General features: G+C 62.2%; 17 protein-coding genes. 10 read left to right on the top strand and 7 right to left on the bottom strand.

Going from position 1 to position 20,505, the window contains the following annotated elements:
* The 5 genes from VF672_RS07030 to fabF all read left to right on the top strand — a co-directional run.
* Positions 1-789, top strand: a 789-nt coding sequence (locus VF672_RS07030; protein ID WP_331103027.1) for a glycosyltransferase family 4 protein, incomplete at its 5' end; no start/stop codon positions are given.
* 109 nt (positions 790-898) lie between these two features.
* Positions 899-2,893, top strand: coding sequence for a nucleoside-diphosphate sugar epimerase/dehydratase (locus VF672_RS07025; protein ID WP_331103025.1), 1,995 nt, complete (start codon positions 899-901; stop codon positions 2,891-2,893).
* Positions 2,894-3,089: 196 nt separating this feature from the next.
* Positions 3,090-3,434, top strand: a complete 345-nt coding sequence (locus VF672_RS07020) for a helix-hairpin-helix domain-containing protein (RefSeq protein ID WP_331103023.1) — start codon at positions 3,090-3,092, stop codon at positions 3,432-3,434.
* A 170-nt stretch (positions 3,435-3,604) separates the two neighbouring features.
* Entirely contained in the window at positions 3,605-4,408 is an 804-nt protein-coding gene (locus VF672_RS07015; RefSeq protein WP_331103021.1) for an SDR family oxidoreductase, read from the top strand.
* Between the two features lie 39 nt (positions 4,409-4,447).
* Positions 4,448-5,722 (top strand): beta-ketoacyl-ACP synthase II, encoded by a 1,275-nt coding sequence (gene fabF / locus VF672_RS07010; RefSeq protein WP_331103019.1) that lies wholly within the window; start codon positions 4,448-4,450, stop codon positions 5,720-5,722.
* 106 nt (positions 5,723-5,828) lie between these two features.
* Here fabF and VF672_RS07005 read toward each other — a convergent pair whose 3' ends face one another.
* From VF672_RS07005 to dsbD, 4 genes are all read right to left on the bottom strand, one after another.
* Entirely contained in the window at positions 5,829-6,392 is a 564-nt protein-coding gene (locus tag VF672_RS07005; RefSeq protein ID WP_331103017.1) for a TetR/AcrR family transcriptional regulator, read from the bottom strand.
* Positions 6,393-6,541: 149 nt separating this feature from the next.
* On the bottom strand, positions 6,542-7,309 hold the full coding sequence (gene dsbG, locus VF672_RS07000) for a thiol:disulfide interchange protein DsbG (RefSeq protein ID WP_331103015.1): 768 nt from the start codon (positions 7,307-7,309) through the stop codon (positions 6,542-6,544).
* Positions 7,310-7,320: 11 nt separating this feature from the next.
* Positions 7,321-8,181, bottom strand: a complete 861-nt coding sequence (locus VF672_RS06995) for a TlpA disulfide reductase family protein (protein WP_331103013.1) — start codon at positions 8,179-8,181, stop codon at positions 7,321-7,323.
* On the bottom strand, positions 8,181-9,956 hold the full coding sequence (dsbD, locus tag VF672_RS06990) for a protein-disulfide reductase DsbD (RefSeq protein ID WP_331103011.1): 1,776 nt from the start codon (positions 9,954-9,956) through the stop codon (positions 8,181-8,183). Before dsbD ends, VF672_RS06995 begins: the two co-directional genes overlap by 1 nt.
* A 152-nt stretch (positions 9,957-10,108) precedes the next feature.
* Here dsbD and VF672_RS06985 point away from each other — a divergent pair, with 152 nt between their 5' ends.
* From VF672_RS06985 to VF672_RS06965, 5 genes are all read left to right on the top strand, one after another.
* Positions 10,109-10,792: a response regulator gene (locus tag VF672_RS06985; protein WP_331103009.1), complete on the top strand. Its 684-nt coding sequence runs from the start codon at positions 10,109-10,111 to the stop codon at positions 10,790-10,792.
* Positions 10,789-12,123, top strand: a complete 1,335-nt coding sequence (locus VF672_RS06980) for an ATP-binding protein (RefSeq protein WP_331103007.1) — start codon at positions 10,789-10,791, stop codon at positions 12,121-12,123. The genes VF672_RS06985 and VF672_RS06980 overlap by 4 nt, the downstream gene beginning before the upstream one ends.
* A gap of 218 nt (positions 12,124-12,341) precedes the next feature.
* Entirely contained in the window at positions 12,342-13,619 is a 1,278-nt protein-coding gene (locus VF672_RS06975) for a serine/threonine transporter (RefSeq protein WP_331103005.1), read from the top strand.
* Positions 13,620-13,931: 312 nt separating this feature from the next.
* On the top strand, positions 13,932-14,471 hold the full coding sequence (locus VF672_RS06970; protein ID WP_331103003.1) for a GNAT family N-acetyltransferase: 540 nt from the start codon (positions 13,932-13,934) through the stop codon (positions 14,469-14,471).
* Between the two features lie 91 nt (positions 14,472-14,562).
* Entirely contained in the window at positions 14,563-15,345 is a 783-nt protein-coding gene (locus VF672_RS06965) for a DeoR/GlpR family DNA-binding transcription regulator (protein ID WP_331103001.1), read from the top strand.
* On the opposite strand, the gene VF672_RS06960 is transcribed toward VF672_RS06965, so the two are convergent.
* From VF672_RS06960 to VF672_RS06950, 3 genes are all read right to left on the bottom strand, one after another.
* Positions 15,323-16,888 carry a diguanylate cyclase gene (locus tag VF672_RS06960; protein WP_331102999.1) on the bottom strand — a complete coding sequence of 522 codons (1,566 nt, stop codon included), beginning with the start codon at positions 16,886-16,888 and terminating at the stop codon, positions 15,323-15,325. The genes VF672_RS06965 and VF672_RS06960 overlap by 23 nt on opposite strands.
* Positions 16,889-17,119: 231 nt before the next feature.
* A complete protein-coding gene (locus tag VF672_RS06955; RefSeq protein ID WP_331102997.1) occupies positions 17,120-18,445 on the bottom strand; it encodes an MFS transporter in 1,326 nt (441 codons plus the stop codon).
* Between the two features lie 336 nt (positions 18,446-18,781).
* The gene (locus tag VF672_RS06950) at positions 18,782-20,335 is read right to left on the bottom strand and encodes an altronate dehydratase family protein (protein ID WP_331102994.1); all 1,554 of its coding nucleotides are present in this window, start codon (positions 20,333-20,335) and stop codon (positions 18,782-18,784) included.
* Positions 20,336-20,505: the final 170 nt, after the last annotated feature.

The raw sequence follows: 20,505 nt of genomic DNA, 5'->3' as shown, positions 1-20,505 counted from the left end.
CTGTTTGGCGCGGGCGCTTTGATCGCGGCGTTGGGCTTTCTCGACGACCACGGCCATATTGCGGCACGGTGGCGTCTGCTGGGGCATTTTGTGGCGGCGGTGTGGGCGTTGTTCTGGCTGGGTGGTCTTCCAGCGATTGATATTTTCGGCGCAACGCTTGATCCGGGTGTGATCGTTAATGTGCTGGCGGCGTTTTACCTGGTGTGGCTGCTCAACCTCTATAACTTCATGGACGGTATCGACGGCATTGCCAGCGTGGAGGCGATCTGCGTCTGCCTCGGCGCCGCGCTCATTTACGCGTTGAGTGGATTTCCCGCGCTGGCGTGGCTGCCGGTGCTGCTGGCGTGCGCGGTGGCGGGCTTCCTGGCCTGGAATTTCCCGCCCGCCAAAATCTTCATGGGCGATGCCGGCAGCGGATTCCTCGGCATCATGCTCGGCTGTCTGTCACTGCAAGGTGCGTGGATTTCCTCGCAGTTCTTGTGGGTATGGCTTATTCTTCTCGGGGTTTTCATCGTAGACGCTACAGTAACCCTCATCCGTCGGCTCGTTCGAGGCGACAAGGTCTATGAGGCTCACAGAAGTCACGCTTACCAATTCGCCTCGCGACGTTTTGGCAAGCACCTTCCCGTGACGTCCGCAGTCGGTGTAATCAATCTGTGCTGGCTGCTGCCAGTTGCTGTGTGTGTCGCCCGTTTCGAGCTGGACGGCGCACTCGGCGTGATCATTGCTTACGCTCCACTGCTCGCCCTGGCATTCGTATTCAACGCAGGCGCGCTTGAAAAAAGCTGAGCATGGACATCGCCGCTCACGCTGTTGATCCGATTCCCCTGCGGGACAGGAATCAATGGCCGGGGCAGGGGTCGACTGAAAGGAGTTTAAACGCGTGCTTGAGGGGAAGATGGAGAAAATACGCACTTCGCTGCTGGCGCTGCCTCGCCGGCGCAAGCGAATCCTGCAGGTTGCCGCAGACGTCTGTCTGATCTGGTTCGCCTTGTGGATGGCGTTTGTCGTCCGCCTGGGCATCGACGATCTCATCAATCCCCTTGAAATCCATACCTGGCTTTTTGCGTCCGCGCCGGTTGTCGCCATCCCGCTCTTCATTCGCTTCGGCATGTACCGCGCGGTCATGCGCTATTTCGGCAACGACGCCCTGATCGCGATCATCAAGGCCGTGAGCCTGTCGGCGCTGATTCTTGGAGTGGTGGTCTACCTCTACAGCAACCATCAGCACGTCGTGCCGCGATCGGTGATGTTCAATTACTGGTGGCTGAGCCTGGTCATGATCGGCGGCCTGCGCCTGGCGATGCGGCAGTATTTTCTCGGCGACTGGTTCTCCGCCGCGCGCCACGTTCCGTTTGCCACCCGCGACGACGGCCTGCCCAAAGTCGCCATCTACGGTGCCGGTGCGGCAGGCAACCAACTGGTGGCTGCCTTGCGCATGGGCAGGTCGATGCGGCCTGTGGCCTTCATCGATGACGACGATTCAATCTCCAACAGGGTGATTTCCGGGCTTCAGGTCTACAAGCCCAAGCACATCCAGCAGATGATCGACGTCACGGGCGCGCAGGAAATCCTGCTGGCGATCCCGTCATCAGCCAGGGCGCGACGCCGGGAGATCCTCGGTTTTCTCGAAGGCTTCCCGCTGCATGTTCGCAGCGTGCCGAACTTCTCCGATCTGGCGGCAGGGCGGGTCAAGGTCGACGATCTTCAGGAAGTCGACATCGCTGACTTGCTTGGCCGTGACGCCGTCCCGGCCCAAGCGGACTTGCTCGAACACTGCATCAAGAACCAATGCGTACTGGTGACCGGGGCAGGGGGCTCGATCGGTTCGGAGCTGTGTCGGCAGATCCTGTTGCTGAAGCCGACCACGCTGTTGCTGCTCGATCACAGTGAATTCAACCTGTACACCATCCTCACCGAGCTTGAGCGGCGCGTCGCTCGCGAGTCGCTCAAGGTTAAAGTGCTGCCGATCCTGGGCTCGATCCGTAACCATGCCAAGCTGCTGGACGTGATGAAGACCTGGCAGGTGAACACCGTTTACCACGCGGCGGCCTACAAGCATGTGCCGATGGTGGAGCACAACATCGCCGAGGGCGTGCTCAACAACGTGGTTGGTACGTTGAATGCCGCTCAGGCTGCACTGCAGGCAGGTGTTGCCAACTTCGTGTTGATCTCCACCGACAAGGCCGTGCGCCCGACCAACGTGATGGGCAGCACCAAGCGTCTTGCCGAGCTGACCTTGCAGGCCTTGAGCCGGGAAACCGCCCCGGTGATGTTCGGCGATCGCTCCAATGTGCATCAGGTCAACAAGACGCGGTTCATCATGGTGCGTTTCGGCAATGTGCTGGGGTCGTCCGGCTCGGTGATTCCGCTGTTTCATCAGCAGATCAAATCAGGCGGGCCACTGACGGTGACTCACCCGAAAATCACCCGTTACTTCATGACTATCCCGGAAGCGGCGCAGCTGGTCATTCAGGCCGGTTCCATGGGGCAGGGCGGCGACGTGTTCGTGCTCGACATGGGCGAGCCGGTACGCATCATCGAGCTGGCCGAGAAAATGGTCCATCTCTCAGGTCTGAGCATTCGTTCGGAGCATAACCCTCAGGGCGACATCGCCATTGAGTTCACCGGGCTGCGGCCTGGCGAGAAGCTCTACGAGGAACTGCTGATCGGCAATAACGTGGCGGCGACGCGCCACCCGATGATCATGAGCGCCCAGGAAGACTTTCTCGCGTGGGACGTCTTCAAGCAAAGCCTGTCGCAGCTGATCAAAGCCCTGGACGACGACGACTACACCCGCGTTCGGCAAATCCTCGGTGATACCGTCAGCGGCTACGCACCAGAAGGCGATATCGTTGACTGGATTCATCAGCAGCGTCGCCGGGAACCGTAAGCGTTCGGTTACTGGAAACCTTTGCTTACGCAGCAAATCCGGCCGTGAATAGCGCCCGAGGCCCCAGATACAGGGCCTGCGAGTCAGTACATATCCGGTCACCGATCCCTGCGTTGACGTGCTGACGCCATCGGCTAGGTTTGGGAAGCAGCTCAGGAATGCTGCTTCCACTTACGATGCCCATGGAGCATGACTCATGCGTACTTCTTACCTGTCCTCCCTGATCTTCGCGCTGCTGGCGAGTACGTCCCTCGCCGTGACGGCCGCGCCGTCTGCTGCACCGGTCGCCGCCCCGGCAGAGGCAACCAAGCCTGCCATCTCAGCCCCATCGGCTGTGCAGGGCGCCAAGGTCAATCTCAACGCCGCCAGCCCGGAAACCCTCCAGAAAGAGCTGTCCGGCATCGGTGCCGCCAAGGCCAACGCCATCGTCGCCTACCGCGAAGAGCACGGTGGTTTCACCGCCGTTGACGAGTTGATCGAAGTCAAAGGCATCGGCAAAGCGTTGCTGGACAAGAACCGCGAGAAGTTGTCGATTGATTGAAATCCCCTGAGCTCAAGGCCGATCACTGATCGGCCTTTTTTTTGTGCGCGATAAGGTCGAGCCCTGGATTTGTCCCCCTGAACAGAAAAATGTCGACCGACATATGATTTTTTAAATTACGAGCGTAATATCGCTTCGCAGCTACGCTCACTTTCCCACGGAGAACATTCATGACGACTCAAACTCAAGGCAAGGCTGTGATCACCGGCGCGTCGTCGGGCATCGGTTTTACGTATGCGGACCGCTTGGCACAGCGCGGATTCGATCTGGTACTGGTCGCCCGTGATCAGGCGCGGCTGGACGCGTTGGCGGCGGATCTTCGGGCGAAGCATTCGGTCGAGGTCGACGTGGTGAAAGCCGACCTGACACAGCCCGGTGATCTCGGTGCACTCGAGCAGCGCCTGCGCTCGGATGCGTCGATCACGCTGCTGGTCAATAACGCCGGTGTCGCGTTGAACACGACTCTCGCTGAATCGGATCTGGGCGAAGTGGACCGCCTGATCCAACTCAATATCGTGGCGCTGACTCATCTGGCGTCAGGCGCAGCGGCCGGTTTCTCCGCGCGGGGCACCGGGGCGATTATCAATATCGCGTCCGTGGTGCCAATGATTCCGGAGCGTTTTAATGCGGTGTACGCCGCCAGCAAGGCCTATGTGTTGAGTTTGACCCAGTCGCTGGCTGTCGAGTTGAGCGAAAAGGGCGTGCAAGTCCAGGCGGTGATGCCCGGCGCCACCCGTACTGAAATCTGGGAGCGTGCGGGGATGGACATCAACGCCTTCCCGCCGGAAATGGTGATGGACGTCAACGAGATGGTCGACGCCGCGCTGTCCGGGTTCGATCAGAAAGAGCTAGTCACGATTCCTTCGCTGCCCAATGCGGCGGACTGGCAGGCCTTTACCCAGGCGCGTCTGGCACTGGGACCGAACCTTTCGCTGCAGCATGCGGCGCAACGCTACAAAACGGCTGGCGCGTGACGTGCCGGCGACTGCCAAACACGAGGAAAAGGTGAACGCATGAGTGAGCGTCGCATCGTAGTGACGGGTATGGGACTGGTAACGCCCTTGGGCACCGGCGTCGAAGCGGTATGGAAGCGATTGCTGGAAGGCCGCTCCGGCATCGTGCGGTTGCCTGAGCAAACGGTGGCTGATCTCTCGGGCAAGGTCGGCGGTCCGGTGCCGACGCTGGAGCAAGACCCTGAGGCCGGGTTCGATGCCGACGCCGCCGCGCCGCCCAAAGAGCAAAAGAAGATGGACCGCTTCATCCTGTTCGCCCTGGGCGCGGCGCAGCAGGCGGTCAAACAGGCGGGCTGGGCGCCTTCTACCGAGGAAGAACGCGAGCGCACCGCGACCATCATTGGCGCCGGTGTGGGCGGTTTCGGCGCCATCGCCGAGGCGGTACGCACCACTGACACTCGTGGGCCGCGGCGATTGTCGCCTTTCACCATTCCTTCGTTTCTGGTCAATCTGGCGGCCGGGCATGTGTCGATCCAGCACGGTTTCAAAGGCCCGCTTGGCGCGCCGGTCACCGCGTGTGCCGCGGGCGTTCAGGCGATCGGTGATGCCGCGCGGCTGATTCGCAACGGGGAAGCGGACGTGGCCATCTGCGGCGGCGCCGAAGCGTGTATTGATCGCGTGGCGCTGGGTGGCTTTGCGGCCGCGCGTGCACTCTCCAATGGCTTCAACGATACGCCGGAGCGTGCCTCACGGCCCTTCGACCGCGACCGTGATGGTTTTATCATGGGCGAGGGCGCGGGGATTATCGTCATCGAAACCCTGGAACATGCGCTCGCCCGCGGCGCCACGCCTATCGTTGAACTGGTCGGTTATGGCACTAGCGCGGACGCCTACCACCTGACGGCGGGTCCGGAAGACGGCAGCGGCGCACGTCGGGCGATGCAGGCAGCGCTCCGTCAGGCCGGTATCCAGCCGGCCGATGTACAGCACGTCAATGCTCACGCTACGTCCACTCCGGTGGGCGACAAAGGTGAAATGGCCGCCATCAAAACCGTGTTCGGTGACCAGAATGGCGTGGCCGTGACGTCGACCAAGTCGGCCACCGGCCACTTGTTGGGCGCAGCGGGTGGCATCGAAGCCATCTTCACGGCGTTGGCGATCCGCGACCAGATCGCGCCGATGACGCTTAATCTGGAAAATCCCGACGAGGCGGCGCAGGGGATCGACATCGTCCACGGCAAGGCGCGCCCGATGAATATCGAGTACGCACTGTCGAACGGCTTTGGCTTTGGCGGGGTGAACGCCAGCGTGCTGTTCCGTCGCTGGCATTCCTGATGGTCCTTGATGGATATCCCAGATGGGCCTTCCTGATGGACATCCCCGAGAGACACCGCTGATCCAGCGGCCTGCCTCCCTGCCGTAAAAAGCAGGGAGGTGAGCCTCAACCCTCGATGAGTTGCTTGAGCTGATCGCGCGTGGTCTGCAGGATTCGCTCGGCAAGCGCCGGATCTTTCGCGCTGCGCGCCAGCACCATCGCCCCCACCAGACCCGACATGAGCATCACGCTCTTGTCACTGCTCTGCCCATCGGCCGGCATCCCGGCTTCGAGGGTTTCCAGCATACGGTTGATCAGTTCGTCTGTAATCTCGCTGGGTTGCCCGCGCTGGCCCATTTCGGAGGCCATGGTCGGCAAGGGGCAGCCTTTTTCCGGATGGTCACGATGGGCGGTCGACAGGTACAGGTCGATGAACGCCTGAGTCGAAGAGTCTTCAGCCAGCTTCTCGGTGCGCGAAGCGTGCAACTGATCGACGGCACAGCGCAGGGATCGCTCGACCAGGTCGTCCTTGGATTTGAAGTGCGCATAAAAACCACCATGGGTCAGGCCCAATGCCTTCATCAACGGCTGCAGACCGGTGGCGCCTATGCCGTCACGGCGAAAGCGCGCCGCGGCTTCCTGAAGGATGCGCTGGTGGGTCTGGGCTTTGTGATCTTCGGCGTAACGCATGGAGCGAGCCTCCCGACTGTGGCTCTTGAAATGGTGGTCGACATTTTTACACGGATGGCAGCCCTGTGCAGTACCCGCGTTGAAACACGTGCCGCCACTGGTCAGCGCGCTGCGTCCACCACCCGGCGGCTACGCCAGCAGAACCCCGGCTATTTGGGGCCCATCATTTTCGCCAGTGACTCAGGCCGAGGCGCGCCTTGTTGCTGCTGGAGGTGTCCGGCCTCGTCCTTGTAGAAGATCGACGGTGTGGCGGACAGGCCCATGTCTTCCATCAGTTTCATGTTGGCGTCGAGTTTGGCCTGGATGTCTTTGGGGATGTTCTGCATGGCCTTGAGCGTGCTGGCTTTGCCTGCCTGCTCGTGGTTCTGCAGAGCCACTTGCGGGTTCGCGTCGGCCAGCAGGCTGGCGGCTTTGGCAGCGCTGTCCTCGCGGATCACGCCGACCATGATGTGGCGCAACTGTATTTTCCCCGATTTGACCCATGGCCGCGCCTGCTCCCAGAACAGATTGCAGTACGGACAGTTGGCGTCGCTGAACAGGTAGATGACTTTCGGCGCAGTCTTGGCGCCGTCGGCGATCCAGGTGCTGTTTTCCATGCGGCTCCACATCGTCTCGGCCATCGGCCCATAGACCAGCTTTTGCAGGGGCGCGGCGCTCAGGTCCTCCCCCTTTTCATTGAACAGATTGCCGGCCAGCACATGCTTGCCGTCCGGGGTCAGGTACAGCGCCATGCCTTGATTCTGGTACTCGGCGGCGTAGCCCTTCAGCCCTGCCGGCGCGTCGAAGCTGCCTTTGATGGTCGCGCCCTTGGCTTCCAGCGCCTTGATCGGGGCGGGCAGGGCTTCGGCGTGGACCAGCGCGCTTGGCAGGGAGAGCGAAACGGCGGCGGCGATGAGCGCATGGCGCATGAAGTTCATGGGGTGGTCCCTTATTGTGAAGCAGGCTGAGAGGAAGGCGTTGAAGACGTCGGCGAAGAAGCGTTCGGCGACTGGCTGAAGCCGTCCAGGTAATGGGTGAGGCTGGCGCTGGACAGTTCGCCCAGATGCCCGTTCAGTTGACGGCCGTTCACGCCATAAAACAGCGTAGTGGGCAGGGCGGCTGAGCCTGCACGCCGACCCAGTTCGCTACTGTCATCGAACAGCACGTTGTCCAGTTGCAGACCCTGGCTGCCGAGGAACGTCGCCACTTCACGTGGGCTTTCTCCCTGATTGACGAACAGAAACACGACGTCGGGGTTGGCCTTTTGCGCGGCTTGCAGAACGGGCATTTCCCGCCGACACGGCGGGCACCAGGTCGCCCACAGGTTGATCACCAGTTTGCGGCCCGCGTAATCGCGCAATTGCACACCCTCCCCGGCGCCATTGCGCAGGGCCAGATCGGGCAGTGGGACATCCCGACGAACGCTTTCAACCGCCAGACTGCTGAGCCACCAGAACAGCAATCCGCTGGCGAGGGCCCAACCCAATGGCCAGCGCTGCAATGGCCGCCGCCACGCCATGACGGCGGCACCGGCCACAGCGGCGATGACACCGGACCAGGCGCTGAAGCCGCCGTCGCGGATATCAACGATGCGCAGCAGGTCGCTTTCATATTGCGGCCAGTAGCGCGCGACGAACGCCAGACGCGCCACCAGCAGCCCGACAATGAACAGGCCGAAGACGGAGGGTTCCGGGTTTACTCGCTGCTTGCGGCCACTAATCCAGCCGACCAAAGTCGCCAGCGCGAGGCCAACGAGCAGCAGCAGATGGTTGAGCGACAGGGCGAACCGCCCGACGGAAAAACTCAACATCAGCCTCGTCCCCGGGTGGTTTGCCAGTGGTGCAAAAAGCCTTGGAGGTCGACTTCACCGGTGATACGCCGGTCGCGTCTTTCGCTGCCGTCCGGCGCGACCCACACCAGCGTAGGCGGGCCGAGCACGTTGAAGCGACCGAGCAGCGCGCGGCTGGCGTCATTGTCAGCGGTGACATCGAGGCGCAGCAGGCGCACGCCGTTTAATGCCTGCAGGGTTTCAGTTTTGGCGAACACGTTCGTCTCCATGATCTTGCAGGACACGCACCAGTCAGCGTAGTAGTCGACCAGCACCCACTGCCCGGCTGCTGCTGTGGCGGCGAGTTCCCGGTCCAGCGCCAACAGGTCATTAATCGTGGTGAACGCGTCGCGTGCCTCGCTTGCGTTGGAGGGCTTCGCTCCGCTGAAGACTTCGAGCGGCTGCCAGGGGTCGTCGCCGCCCGCCGCCGCGCTGATCACCATCATCACCCCCCACAGGCCCACGATCAGGCCGGCGGGTGCGCAGATGAGTGAGGCGCGTTGCAGCGACCGTGTCTGCACGATGGCGCTGTAGGCGAATATGATTAGCAGCGCGCCGAACAGCCCCAGCCACAGTACGTCGGCGAGCAGCGGCCGAATCATGATCAGCGCCGTGCTCAGCAACAGGAAGCCGAAGAGGCCTTTGACCAGGTTCATCCAGGCGCCCGGTTTTGGCAGAAAACGCGTGCCGACCGTGACCAGCAGCAACAACGGCAGGCCCATGCCCAGCCCCATGACGAACAACACCAGCGCGCCGTGCAGCGCGTTGCCGCTCTGGGCGATATACAGCAGCGCGCCGGCCAGTGGCGCGGTCATGCACGGGCCGATCATCAGTCCCGACAGCGCACCGAGCGCAGAGGCGCCCAACAAACTGCCACCGTGGCGCTGACGCCCGGCGTTCTCAAGACGGTCGCGCAGAAAGCCGGGCAATTGCAGCTCGAAGAAACCAAACATCGGCAGCGCAAGCAATACAAACAGCAGCGCGAAACTGCCCAGCAGCCAGGACTGTTGCAGGGTCGATTGCAGGTTGCTGCCCAACAGCGCGGCGACCACGCCCAGCCCGGCGTAGATCAGCGCCATGCTCAGCACGTAAGCACTGGCCAGCGCAAAACCGCGTGCGGGTCTTGCGCCGCTGCCGACCACCACGCCGGCGAGGATCGGCAGCATCGGCAGTGAACAGGGCGTGAACGCCAGCAGCAGACCCAGCCCGAAAAACACCAGCAGGCTCAGGGCCAGAGAACGTTGCGCCAGGCCGCTGGCCAACGCTTGATCTTCTGCTTGATTGCCAACTTGAGCGCTGGCCGGTTGCACGTTGCCGCTGCCCACATTAACGAGCTGGCTTTGCGGTGGATAACACAAGCCGGCATCAGCGCAGCCCTGCCAGCTTACTTTTATCTGACCGTTGGCCGAGGCCGGGATCGTGAGTTCAAGGGCTTGCCGATAAACCTGTTGCTGGCCGAAATACTCGTCGTGATGGTCTTCGCCCTTCGGCAGGACGGGCTGCTGTGCCTGGCTCAGTCCTTCGAACTTCAGCCGTTGCTGATACAAGTAGTAGCCGTCCGGAATCTGCCAGTACAAGCGGGTCCCGCCGGACGCCAGGCGTTCCGAGGTGAAGATGAACGCTTCCCTAGCCGACAGGAAATCCGGCTTTTCGCTGAAGATTGAAGGGCCGGACCTGGCCGGGAAGGGGTCACCACCGGGCAGCGCCTGCGCCAGCAACGGGATCAGCATCAGAATCATCAACCACACCTTACGCATGCGCACCTTCCAGCCACAATGAATTGGACGCAGCCTGCGCAGTAGCGATTAACAGTCGATTAACCCTATGGGGCGCGTCGTGTCTGCGGCGGCTCGTGCATAATCCGCCGTTAATCTCTGCGCGCTTCAATCGCGTTTTTTCGGGGCCGACCATGCACGTACTGCTTTGCGAAGACGATGACCTGATTGCCAGCGGCATTGTGGCCGGGCTTGATGCCCAGGGCCTGACCGTGGATCGCGTGGCCATGGCCTCATCCGCCCGGGCCATGCTCTTGGCTGCGCATTTCGACGTGATGGTTCTCGACCTCGGTCTGCCCGATGAAGATGGTCTGAAGCTGCTGCGCCAGTTGCGCCAACAGGGGGTCGAACTTCCGGTGCTGATTCTCACGGCCCGCGATACGGTCACCGACCGCGTCGATGGCTTGCAGGCCGGGGCGGACGACTACCTGCTCAAGCCATTCGACCTGCGTGAACTCAGCGCGCGCCTGCACACGCTGGTGCGCCGCATGGCCGGGCGCAGCGTTAATGTGATCGAGCACGGCGTGCTCAGCTACGACCCGAGCAGCCGGGAAACGCGGCTTGCCGGTGAGTCGGTCGATCTTTCCCGCCGCGAGCAGGCTTTGCTGCAAGCCTTGTTGAACAACAGTGGCCGTGTGCTTTCCGGCGAACAGTTGAAGGATTGCGTGTACGGCTTCGGCGACGAAGTCGAGAGCAACGCCCTCAACGTTCATATTCACCACCTGCGGCGCAAACTGGGCGGCGGCATCATCGAAACCGTGCGCGGTCTGGGCTATCGCCTCGGCCCGGCCGGCCTCGATTCGGCGCCCACGCCATGATGAGCCTGCGCACGCGGCTGAGCCTGATCCTGGGCTCGGCGTTCATTGTTATCTGGGTGCTGGCCGCGGCGTGGATGCTGCGGGACTTGCGCACGCAGATGATGCAATCCCTCGATCAACGGCTTGAGGCGTCGGCGCGGATGGTGGCGGGGCTGCTCGAGCAGGTCCAGATGCCCACCGGCGGCGACACCCTTTCCCTGCGGGCTGACGATCCGGCGTTGCCCAGCGGCATGGCGTGTCAGTTGAGCTCCCCGCGCGGGCAGGTGCTGGCGCGCACCGAGAGTTCGCCGAGCGAACCGCTGAAGGCTGACGCCAGCGGCCTGCATGACCAGATGATCAACGGCGAGCACTGGCGCGTTTACACGATGCTGCATGGCAACGTGAGGGTGAGCACCGCTGACCGTCAGATCGAGCGCGATGTGTTGGGACACTCGGTGTTGTTGGCGGCGTCGGTGCCGGTGCTGGTCGCGCTGCTCGGCAGCCTGGCGCTGGTCTGGTTCGGCATCGGCCGGGGGCTGGCGCCGCTCAACCGCATGCGCGATGCGTTGAACCGGCACAGCGCCGACTCGGTCGAGCCCTTGGACGTGCCCCATCTGCCCAGCGAGTTGCAACCGCTGCTGAAAAGCCAGAACCAATTGTTCCAGCGCATCGCCCAGACCCTGGAGCGCGAGCGACGGCTGACTGGCGACGCGGCCCACGAGTTGCGCAGCCCGCTCACCGCCATCAAGACCCATCTGCAAGTGGCGCGAATGACCGAGGGCCAGAAGCGCGACACGGCGCTGGTTCACGCGGAAGAGGGCGCTGATCGCATGCACCGCACCCTCGAACAGCTGCTGCTGTTGGCGCGGGTCGAGGGCAGCCTCTCGTTCGACGATGGCGTGGAGTGCAGCGCTGAACAGGTCGCGCGGCTGGCGATTCACGACGCCAGCCACGCGGATGACCAGCGTATCGAGCTGATTCTGCCCTCGCAGTTGTCCAGCGCCGCCGTGCAGATGCCGGCGGCGCTGGCGGTGGCCGCTTTGCGCAATCTGCTGGACAACGCGCTGCGGCACAGCCAAGCCACGGCGCAGGTGGAGCTGAGTGTTGAAACCTTCGACGGGCAGGCGCATTTCCGCGTCCGTGATCACGGCCCGGGGATTCCCGAGCCGGACCTGGACAAGCTCACCCAGCGCTTTTGGCGCAACGGTAAAAGCCCTGGCGCGGGGCTGGGCCTGGCGATTGTTCAGGCCATCGTCCAGCGCTGCGCGTGCTCGCTGCGCTTCGACAGCCGTCATGATGGTCTGCGGGTGGAGCTGAGCATGCCATTGCGGCGCAACGGCCCCGGCGAGTGACGCGTGACGGCTGGATTTGCGCAGCAAGCGTCGCCCAACTCATAGCGTTCATCACCAGCCGTTGCAGGCTTTTGGTCTGACAAGCCTTTGATTCTGCTCTCTAATCCCGGACAATCGCGCCCCTTTCCCTGTAGAGAACCGGTCAGGGGCGCCGACTGCCACGTTTTTCGACGCGCTTTTGACCATGTAGCTATCACCGGCAACGGAGAATCGACCGGATGAATGATCAGGCCAACAGCGTCGAACACACCGTGGACGCTGCACCCGCGAGCGCGACTTCCTGGAACCGCAACGACACGACCTGGATGCTCGGGCTGTTTGGTACCGCCATCGGCGCGGGCACGTTGTTCCTGCCGATCAACGCGGGCATTGGCGGGTTCTGGCCGCTGGTGATTCTGGCCGTACTGGCCTTTCCGATGACCTTTTATGCGCACCGCGGGCTGACCCGTTTTGTGCTGTCGGGCCGTGATGGCGCCGACATCACCGAGGTGGTCGAGCAACATTTCGGCAAAAAGGCCGGTGCCTTGATCACGCTGCTGTATTTCTTCGCCGTGTTTCCGATCCTGCTGATCTACAGCGTGGCGCTGACCAACACCGTCGGCAGTTTCCTGGAGCACCAGTTGCACGTTCAGCCGCCGCCGCGTGCGCTGCTCGCCTTCGTGCTGATCCTCGGCCTGCTGGCGGTGGTGCGTTGTGGGGAGCGGATCATCGTCAAGGCCATGAGCCTGATGGTGTACCCGTTTATCGTGGCGTTGCTGTTTCTTGCGGTGTTCCTCATTCCGCACTGGAACGGCGGCATTTTCACCACGGCGAGCAGCCTTCCGGCACCCTCGGCGCTGTTGCACACGCTGTGGCTGGCGATTCCGGTGATGGTGTTCTCGTTCAACCATTCGCCCATCATCTCGGCGTTTGCCGTTGACCAGAAGCGTCACTATGGCGAGCAGGCCGAACCGCGTAGCGCGCAGATTCTCGCCCGCGCGCACCTGCTGATGGTGGTCATGGTGCTGTTCTTCGTCTTCAGCTGCGTGCTGACCCTGGCGCCGGAGCAACTGGCGGAAGCGAAGGCACAGAATCTGTCGATCCTGTCGTATCTGGCCAACCATTTCAGTAACCCGACCATTGCGTTCGCCGCGCCGTTGATTGCTTTCGTGGCGATCACCAAGTCGTTTCTGGGCCACTACATCGGCGCGAGCGAAGGCCTCAAAGGTCTGGTGGTGAAAACAGGCCGTCGTCCCTCGCCGCGTACGCTTGATCGCCTCACCGCCGGTTTCATGCTGGTGGTCTGCTGGCTGGTGGCGACGCTCAATCCGAGCATTCTTGGCATGATTGAAACCCTCGGGGGCCCGGTCATCGCTGCATTGTTGTTCATCATGCCGATGTACGCCGTGCGCAAGGTACCGGCCATGCGCCGCTATGCAGGCAAACCGTCCAATGTGTTCGTCGTGGTAATCGGGCTGATCTCAATTTCGGCGCTGGTGTATTCGCTGTTGCAGTAATGGCGCTACCGGGTAGAACTGCCTGACGCGCGATGTTCAGAGGCGTGCTTCTATGGGTTTGCGTCTGCTGCAAAAGGCGGGCGTTCCGTACGTTCGAGTGTGGGAGCCGGTTTGCTTAGGAACGCGGTGGGCCGGAAACGAAGGTGGTCAACTGACCAAAGCGGTTCGCCAGCAAGCCGGCTCCTACGGTGGATCGCATTCAAGCCGAAGATTGCGTTGATTGCGGTTGACCGGTTATTTGTGTTGCATGAGACATACCGTGGGCTCTGGCAAGCCGCCCATTCATCATTCGCACTCACGGAAGCGGCGAACATGCACAACAGCGACAAACTCGATTTCACCCTGCACGCAGCTACGCAATCGGATGTGCTGACGATCGCGGCGTTGGGCATGCAGGTGTTCATGGACACCTACGCAACCGAGGGCGTTCGCGAAGCCATTGCTCGCGAGGCGCTCGAATCGTTCGCCCCCGAAACCCTCTCATTGCTTATCAAGCGACCCGACACGGTCTTTCTGCTGGCTGAGGCCAGTCAGCATCTGGTCGGCTTTGCTCAAATCTGCCTGCAAACCGATCACGCCCTCATCGGCGACCAGCACGCCGCCGAATTGCAGCGCCTTTATGTACAGGAGCGGTTTACCGGGCGCGGCGTGGGTGGGCAGTTGCTTCAGCGCGCCGAGCGTGAAGCCTCGGGGCGAGACGCTTCCAGGCTGTGGGCGACGGTCTGGGTGGGCAATCCTCGTGCGCTGCTTTTTTACCCTCGCCAGGGCTACGAGAACGCAGGGTCGCCGGTGCATCGCTTGCAAGCTGAGACCCATGAAAATGTGCTGTTCTGCAAACCGCTCAAGCCATGAGAGCACGCCAGACCTCGGGTTTGACAAGGCGCCAGAGTGCGCCGCATGATCCTGCTCGTTTCTGATCGATTCAGCCCTTTGTCGAGGCCCCATGTCTGCCAACCCTGAAGCATTCCCCGGCGAGCGCCAGCGTTTGATCACCGAGCGTCTGGCCGTGCACGGTCGGGTGATTGCGGCGGATCTGGCGTCTGAGTTCAATGTGTCCGAGCATTCGATTCGTCGCGACCTTGGCGCCCTGGCGGCCGCTGGCCTGTGCAAACGCGTGTACGGTGGGGCGATTTCATTGGCCTCGGACGGGCCGCTGGCCGTGCGTGTCGAGCATGAGCCCGGGCGCAAGCGCCAGTTGGGTATCGCCGCAGCGGGTTTGATCAGCCCGGGGCAACACGTGTTCATCGATGGCGGTTCGACCAACCTGGCCATCGCCAAAGCCCTCGATCCGCAGATGGCGCTGACCGTGACCACCAATGCGCCGTTGATTGCCGTAGAACTGATGAAGCTGCCGTTGGTTGCAGTGATTCTGCTCGGCGGACGACTCAGTCCTGTTGCCGGCAGCACGTACGGCTTCACCACGATTCAGCAACTCGCGCACTTCAATTTCGACCTGTGCTTCCTCGGCGCTTGTGCGTTGGATGCTCAAAAAGGCGTGACCGCGTTCGACATGGACGTCGCCGAGTTCAAGCGCGCCGTGGTGGCGCGCAGCGGCCAAGTGGCGGTGGCGGTGATCAACGAGAAGCTTGCCAGCATCGCGCACTACCAGGTCGCGCCATGCGAAGAGGTGGGCGCGCTGGTGGTCGAACACGACGCGCCGTCTGACCGGCTGGAGCTGTTTCGCGGCAAGGTCGCGCACATCGTTATGGCGCGGGCGGCGGACTGAGCAGCGTCGTCTCCCGCCAGGCCACCGTGCGGTTGCGGCCCTGGTGCTTGGCGGCATACAGCGCCGCATCCGCCCGTTTGACGAAGTCTTCCAGGGTTTGGCATTCCTGCGCCTGACAGCCGTAAACCCCGAGACTGATGCTGACGATGCCGATCGGGTTGCCGTGGTGTTCCACGGCACGCGTGAGCACGGCCACGCGGATCTTCTCCGCCAGACTGACCGCGCCTTGCATATCGCTGTAGGGCAGGAAGACTGCCATTTCTTCTCCGCCATAGCGCACCGCGAGGTCACCGGTGCGGTTGAGGTTACTGCGAATGCACTCGGCCACGGCGACGATGCATTTGTCGCCGGCGACGTGCCCGTAGTTGTCGTTGTAGCTCTTGAAAAAATCGATGTCGATCATGATCAGGCTCAGCGGATGCAGGTTCGGCTGCCCGTTGTGAAACTCCAGACCGAGAATCTCCTGAAAATGCCGCCGATTGGCCAACCCCGTCAGGCTGTCCTGCAACGCGAGCTTTTCCAGAGAGTGACTGGCGATGCGCAATTGGGATTCGGCGTTGAGGCCGAAGCGGATCTGCTGGAACAGCAGCACGCCGAACAACAGGTTGGCGACCACGACGCAGATGATGATCGCCAGCGAGCGCCACGCGTATTGCCGCCACTCATCGAGCACCTCGCGTTCAGACAGCCCGGCAAGCACCACCATCGGGTAGCGGTCCAGTTTCTTGTAGCCATACAGGCGCTGTTCGTGGTCAAGCATCGATACCACGTTCGCCGTGCCTTCGTAGCGTTCCTTGACGTAGAGGCGAAACAATTCGCCGTCGGCGATGGAAGTGCCGCGCACGTTTTCAAGCAGTGGACGTCGCGCCAACACCGTGCCGTCCGCCATGACCAGCGAGATGACGCCACGCTTGCCGATGTCGAAGCGGTCGAAAAACCGCTCGAAGTAATGCAGCTCGATAGTGGCCAGCACGACACCGGCGAAGTTGCCCGCCGCATCGTCCACCCGTCGCGACACCGGGATGATCCAGTCGCCGGTGGTGCGGCTGCGGATAGCCTGGCCGACATGGGGCAGGCTGCTGGTCATGGTTTGATGGAACTGGAAATATTCACGGTCGGCGTTGTTGGCATTGGCCGGCATGTGGCTGAGCGAGGTGGCGGCCCAGTTGCCGTCCTTGTCGTAGATGAACAAACCCTGGATCTGCTCGACACTGGCGGCGGTGGCACGCAGATAATCGTGCATGCGCGAGCTGCTGGCGGCCTCGAAGCCGTCGTAGGAGAGCCGTTCGACGACGGCGGACACGGCGATGTGCGCCTGATCGAAGGCGTCATCGGCGTGTTGCGCCATCGAGCGTGATAGGTTGGCAACGTTGGTGTTGGCGATTTCCAGCTCGTGAATGCGCGTCTGGCGCAACTGCCAGACCGTGATGCTGGTAATGGAGATGCACACCAGCAAGGTAAACAGTCCCGCCAGCCACAACACCGGCATGCGCTTGAGTCGTCGGCTTCTGACGCCGAACTCCGATCCTTCTACCTGTCTCAAACGCCACCCTCACTGACTGCCACGATTTCAGACCCGCCACTGTGACGAACGATGCACTCGTTCGGACACGCAGCATCGCAACAGCGACCCGTCTGACTCACAGCGTAGGACAAGTGCGGGATTTTGAAGGGAAATCTACCAGTTATAAATCATCGCTGAGAGACTTCCCTGAAGCCGGAACACGTTCCTGGACTCAGGGCTATCTCTCAACCATGCGTTGCATGTTAGCGGTCAGACCCGTCGCCCTTGCGCCTCATCCAGATTTGCCTGCCAGTCCTTTTGCGCCGGGCTGGTGTGTTCGGGAATCGGCGCTTTGAGCAGTACGAAGTAAGCGACCGCCGAGAGCAGAGCGACGATGGCGCTGACCGCAAAGGCCGTGGCGAAGGTGCCGGAATATTGCACACTGAAACCGGTGACGATCGGCGCAATGGAGCCTGCGATGTAGCCGCCGAAGTTCTGGATCGAGCCCAGTGACGCCACGCGTTTGGTATCGACCACGGTATTGACCACCATCCACGCCGTGGCGCTCGACAGGTTGATGCCGAACAGCGCCAGGCAGAGCAGGGCGACGCAGCCGCTCAGGCCGGTGACGAAGGTCAGCGGCAGGGTGAAGACGGCAGCGAATACCAGGCCGCCAATGACCGTGTATTTGCGGCTGTTGAGCACGCCGACGCCGCGCTTGACCAGGCGATCACAGATCCGACCGGCGGCGATGGTGCCGATGGCGCCGAAGACATAGGCGAACGACACCACCCAGGCGGTTTGGTAGGGATCAAGGCCGTGTTCGCGCTGGAAGTAACCGGGCAGCCAGGTCAGGTGCAACCAGAGCATGTAGATCACGCCCATGAAACCGAGGAACGTGCCCCAGGTGCTGCGGTGCTTGAACAAGTCCAGCCAGCCGGCGAAGAACGAGGCCTTTGGCGCAGCGTTGGCCTGAACCACCTGAACGGTCGGCTCACGGCCCTCGGCGGCCAGTTCCTTGAGGTACTGCGCGCGGCTCTTGTAGAACATCAGCCAGCACAGCGACAGGACGATGCCGAGCACACCTGTGATGATGAACATGCCGCGCCAGCTGAAGTTGACCATGAACAGCGTCAACAGCGGCGGCGCCAGGCACGGCCCGATGCAGGTCGCCGACCAGACGATCCCCGTCGGCGTGCCGCGCTCATGCTCTTCGAACCACTCGTTGAGGGTTTTGGCTGCCGACGGGAACATCGGTGCCTCGCCGATCCCCAGCAGCACGCGCAGGGCGAAGAACCCGCTGAAGCTGTTGACGAAGCCCGACGCCGTCTGCGCGATGGACCACACCATCAGCGCGCCGCCCAGCGCAATCTTGCTGCCAAGCTTGTCGATGATCATGCCCATCGGTAATTGAGCAAAGGCATAGGCCAGCGAGAACGCCGACAACAGAATGCCCATCTCCGACGGGCTGATGAGCATGTCTTTCTGGATCGTCGTGTTGGCGATGGACAGCGCGCTGCGGTCCAGATAATTGACGATCCCGAACAGCATCAGGAAGACGATGGTGATCGTCTGGTAGGTCTTGAGGGATTTCATTGCGCACCTTTTTTATTGTTGTCGGGCTTGGGAGCTTCCCGGCTAAAGCCGGTCCCACTAAGAGCCTGCGTTGCTTCAGAACCTAGGCTAAATCCAGTCCACAAGGCGAACGCATTTCCCCTGTGGGACCGGCTTCAGCCGGGAAGGGGCCAGTGTGAGCACCCTCTATCTTGCGGTGTAACGCTTGAAAAGCTTCCCGGCTAAAGCCGGTCCCACTAGGGGCCTGCGTTGCTTCAGTAACCCCGGCTAAAGCCGATCCCTACTAAGGGCACGCGTTGCTTCAGTGACCTCGGCTAAATCCATTACCACTACGGGCATGCTTTGCTCGGCAACATCTCAGGTCACCGCGCCGATGTGCCACGGAACAAATTCGTTTTGCCCATAACCGTGCTGCTCGCTTTTACTGCGGTCCCCTGACGCAATCTCCAGCATCATCTGGAAGACGTATGCGCCGCGTTCTTCGATGGTGGTGGTGCCATCAGCAATGCCGCCGCAATTGACGTCCATGTCCTCCTGCTGAAATTCGAACACGCGGTTGTTGGTCGCCAGTTTGATCGACGGCGTCGGCGCGCAACCGTAGGCGGACCCCCGACCGGTGGTGAACGCAATCAGGTTGGCGCCGCCGGCCACTTGCCCCGTGGCGGAAACCGGGTCGTAGCCGGGGGTGTCCATGAACACCAGGCCGTGAGCGCGGACCGCTTCGGCGTATTCATACACGCCCATCAGGTTGGTCGAGCCGGCCTTGGCGACGGCGCCCAGCGACTTCTCCAGAATGGTCGTGAGCCCGCCCGCCTTGTTGCCGGCGGATGGATTGTTGTTCAGCTCGGCATTCATGCGCTGGCAGTAGTCTTCCCACCAATGAATGCGCTGCACCAGTTTTTCACCGATGGCCTGACTGACCGCCCGGCGCGTCAACAAATGTTCGGCACCGTAAATCTCCGGTGTCTCGGACAGAATGGCCGTGCCGCCCGCCGCAACCAGGCGATCCACCGCATTGCCCAGTGCCGGGTTGGCGGTGATGCCGGAATAGCCGTCCGAGCCGCCGCACTGCAGACCGACGATCAAATGCCGCGCGCTGACGGTTTCGCGGGTGATCTGATTGGCCTGGGGCAGCAGCGATTGCACCTGCGCGATGCCGCTGGCGATGGTCTTCGACGTGCCGCCGGTGCCCTGAATGGTAAAGGCACGCAACTGGTCACTGGCTACCAGGCCCTGGCTGTCGAGCATGTCCTGAATCTGGTTGGTCTCGCAGCCGAGCCCCACCACCAGCACCGCCGCAAAGTTGGGGTGCACGGCGTAGCCCGCCAGGGTGCGGCGCAGCAGGTCGATGGCCTCGCCCTTGGAATCGATGGCGCAGCCGGAGCCGTGGGTCAGGGCAACCACGCCGTCGACGTTGGGATAGTCGGCGAGGGCTTCGGGGAAGATATCGCGGCGGAAACGGTCGGCGATGGCCCGTGCCACAGTCGCCGAGCAGTTCACCGAGGTGAGGATGCCGATGTAGTTGCGCGTCGCGACGCGTCCGTCAGCGCGCACGATGCCCTGAAAGAACGCTTCGGTTTTCGGCGTTTCATGGGCGTCGACGCCAAAGGCGTAGTCACGGGAGAAGTCGCCCATCTCGACGTTGTGCACATGCACGTGCTGCCCCGCTTCGATGGGCTGGGACGCGAAACCGATGATCTGGCCGTAGCGGCGCAGCGGCTGGCCCTGCTCGACCCGCACTGCCGCGACCTTGTGCCCGGACGGAATCGGCTGCGAGACAGTGACATGCTCTTCGTCCAGGTACGTGCCTTCGCTCAGTGTCTGGCGGGCGATCAGCACGTTATCGAGGGGGTTCAGGCGGATGAACAGCGCGCTGCTGTCGAACGCGGGAGTTTTGGCGATGAGTTCCATGCGGCCTCTCATGACGGTTGCGGCCTGCGTCAGCGGTGCGAGACCACTGCTTCCATGGGGAAGCGGCACCGTTGCAGGCCGATTATTGTTATTCACGGCGTATCAGGCAGCCGCGTCAAGCGCGGACGTTGCAGGCCGATTTTCAGCCACTCTATGAAGCCGGTGGGTAA

The organism is Pseudomonas sp., assembly GCF_036387035.1.
Taxonomy (GTDB): domain Bacteria; phylum Pseudomonadota; class Gammaproteobacteria; order Pseudomonadales; family Pseudomonadaceae; genus Aquipseudomonas.
The sequence above is the reverse complement of the archived record's forward strand: the minus strand, read 5'-3'. Positions and strand labels throughout refer to the sequence as shown.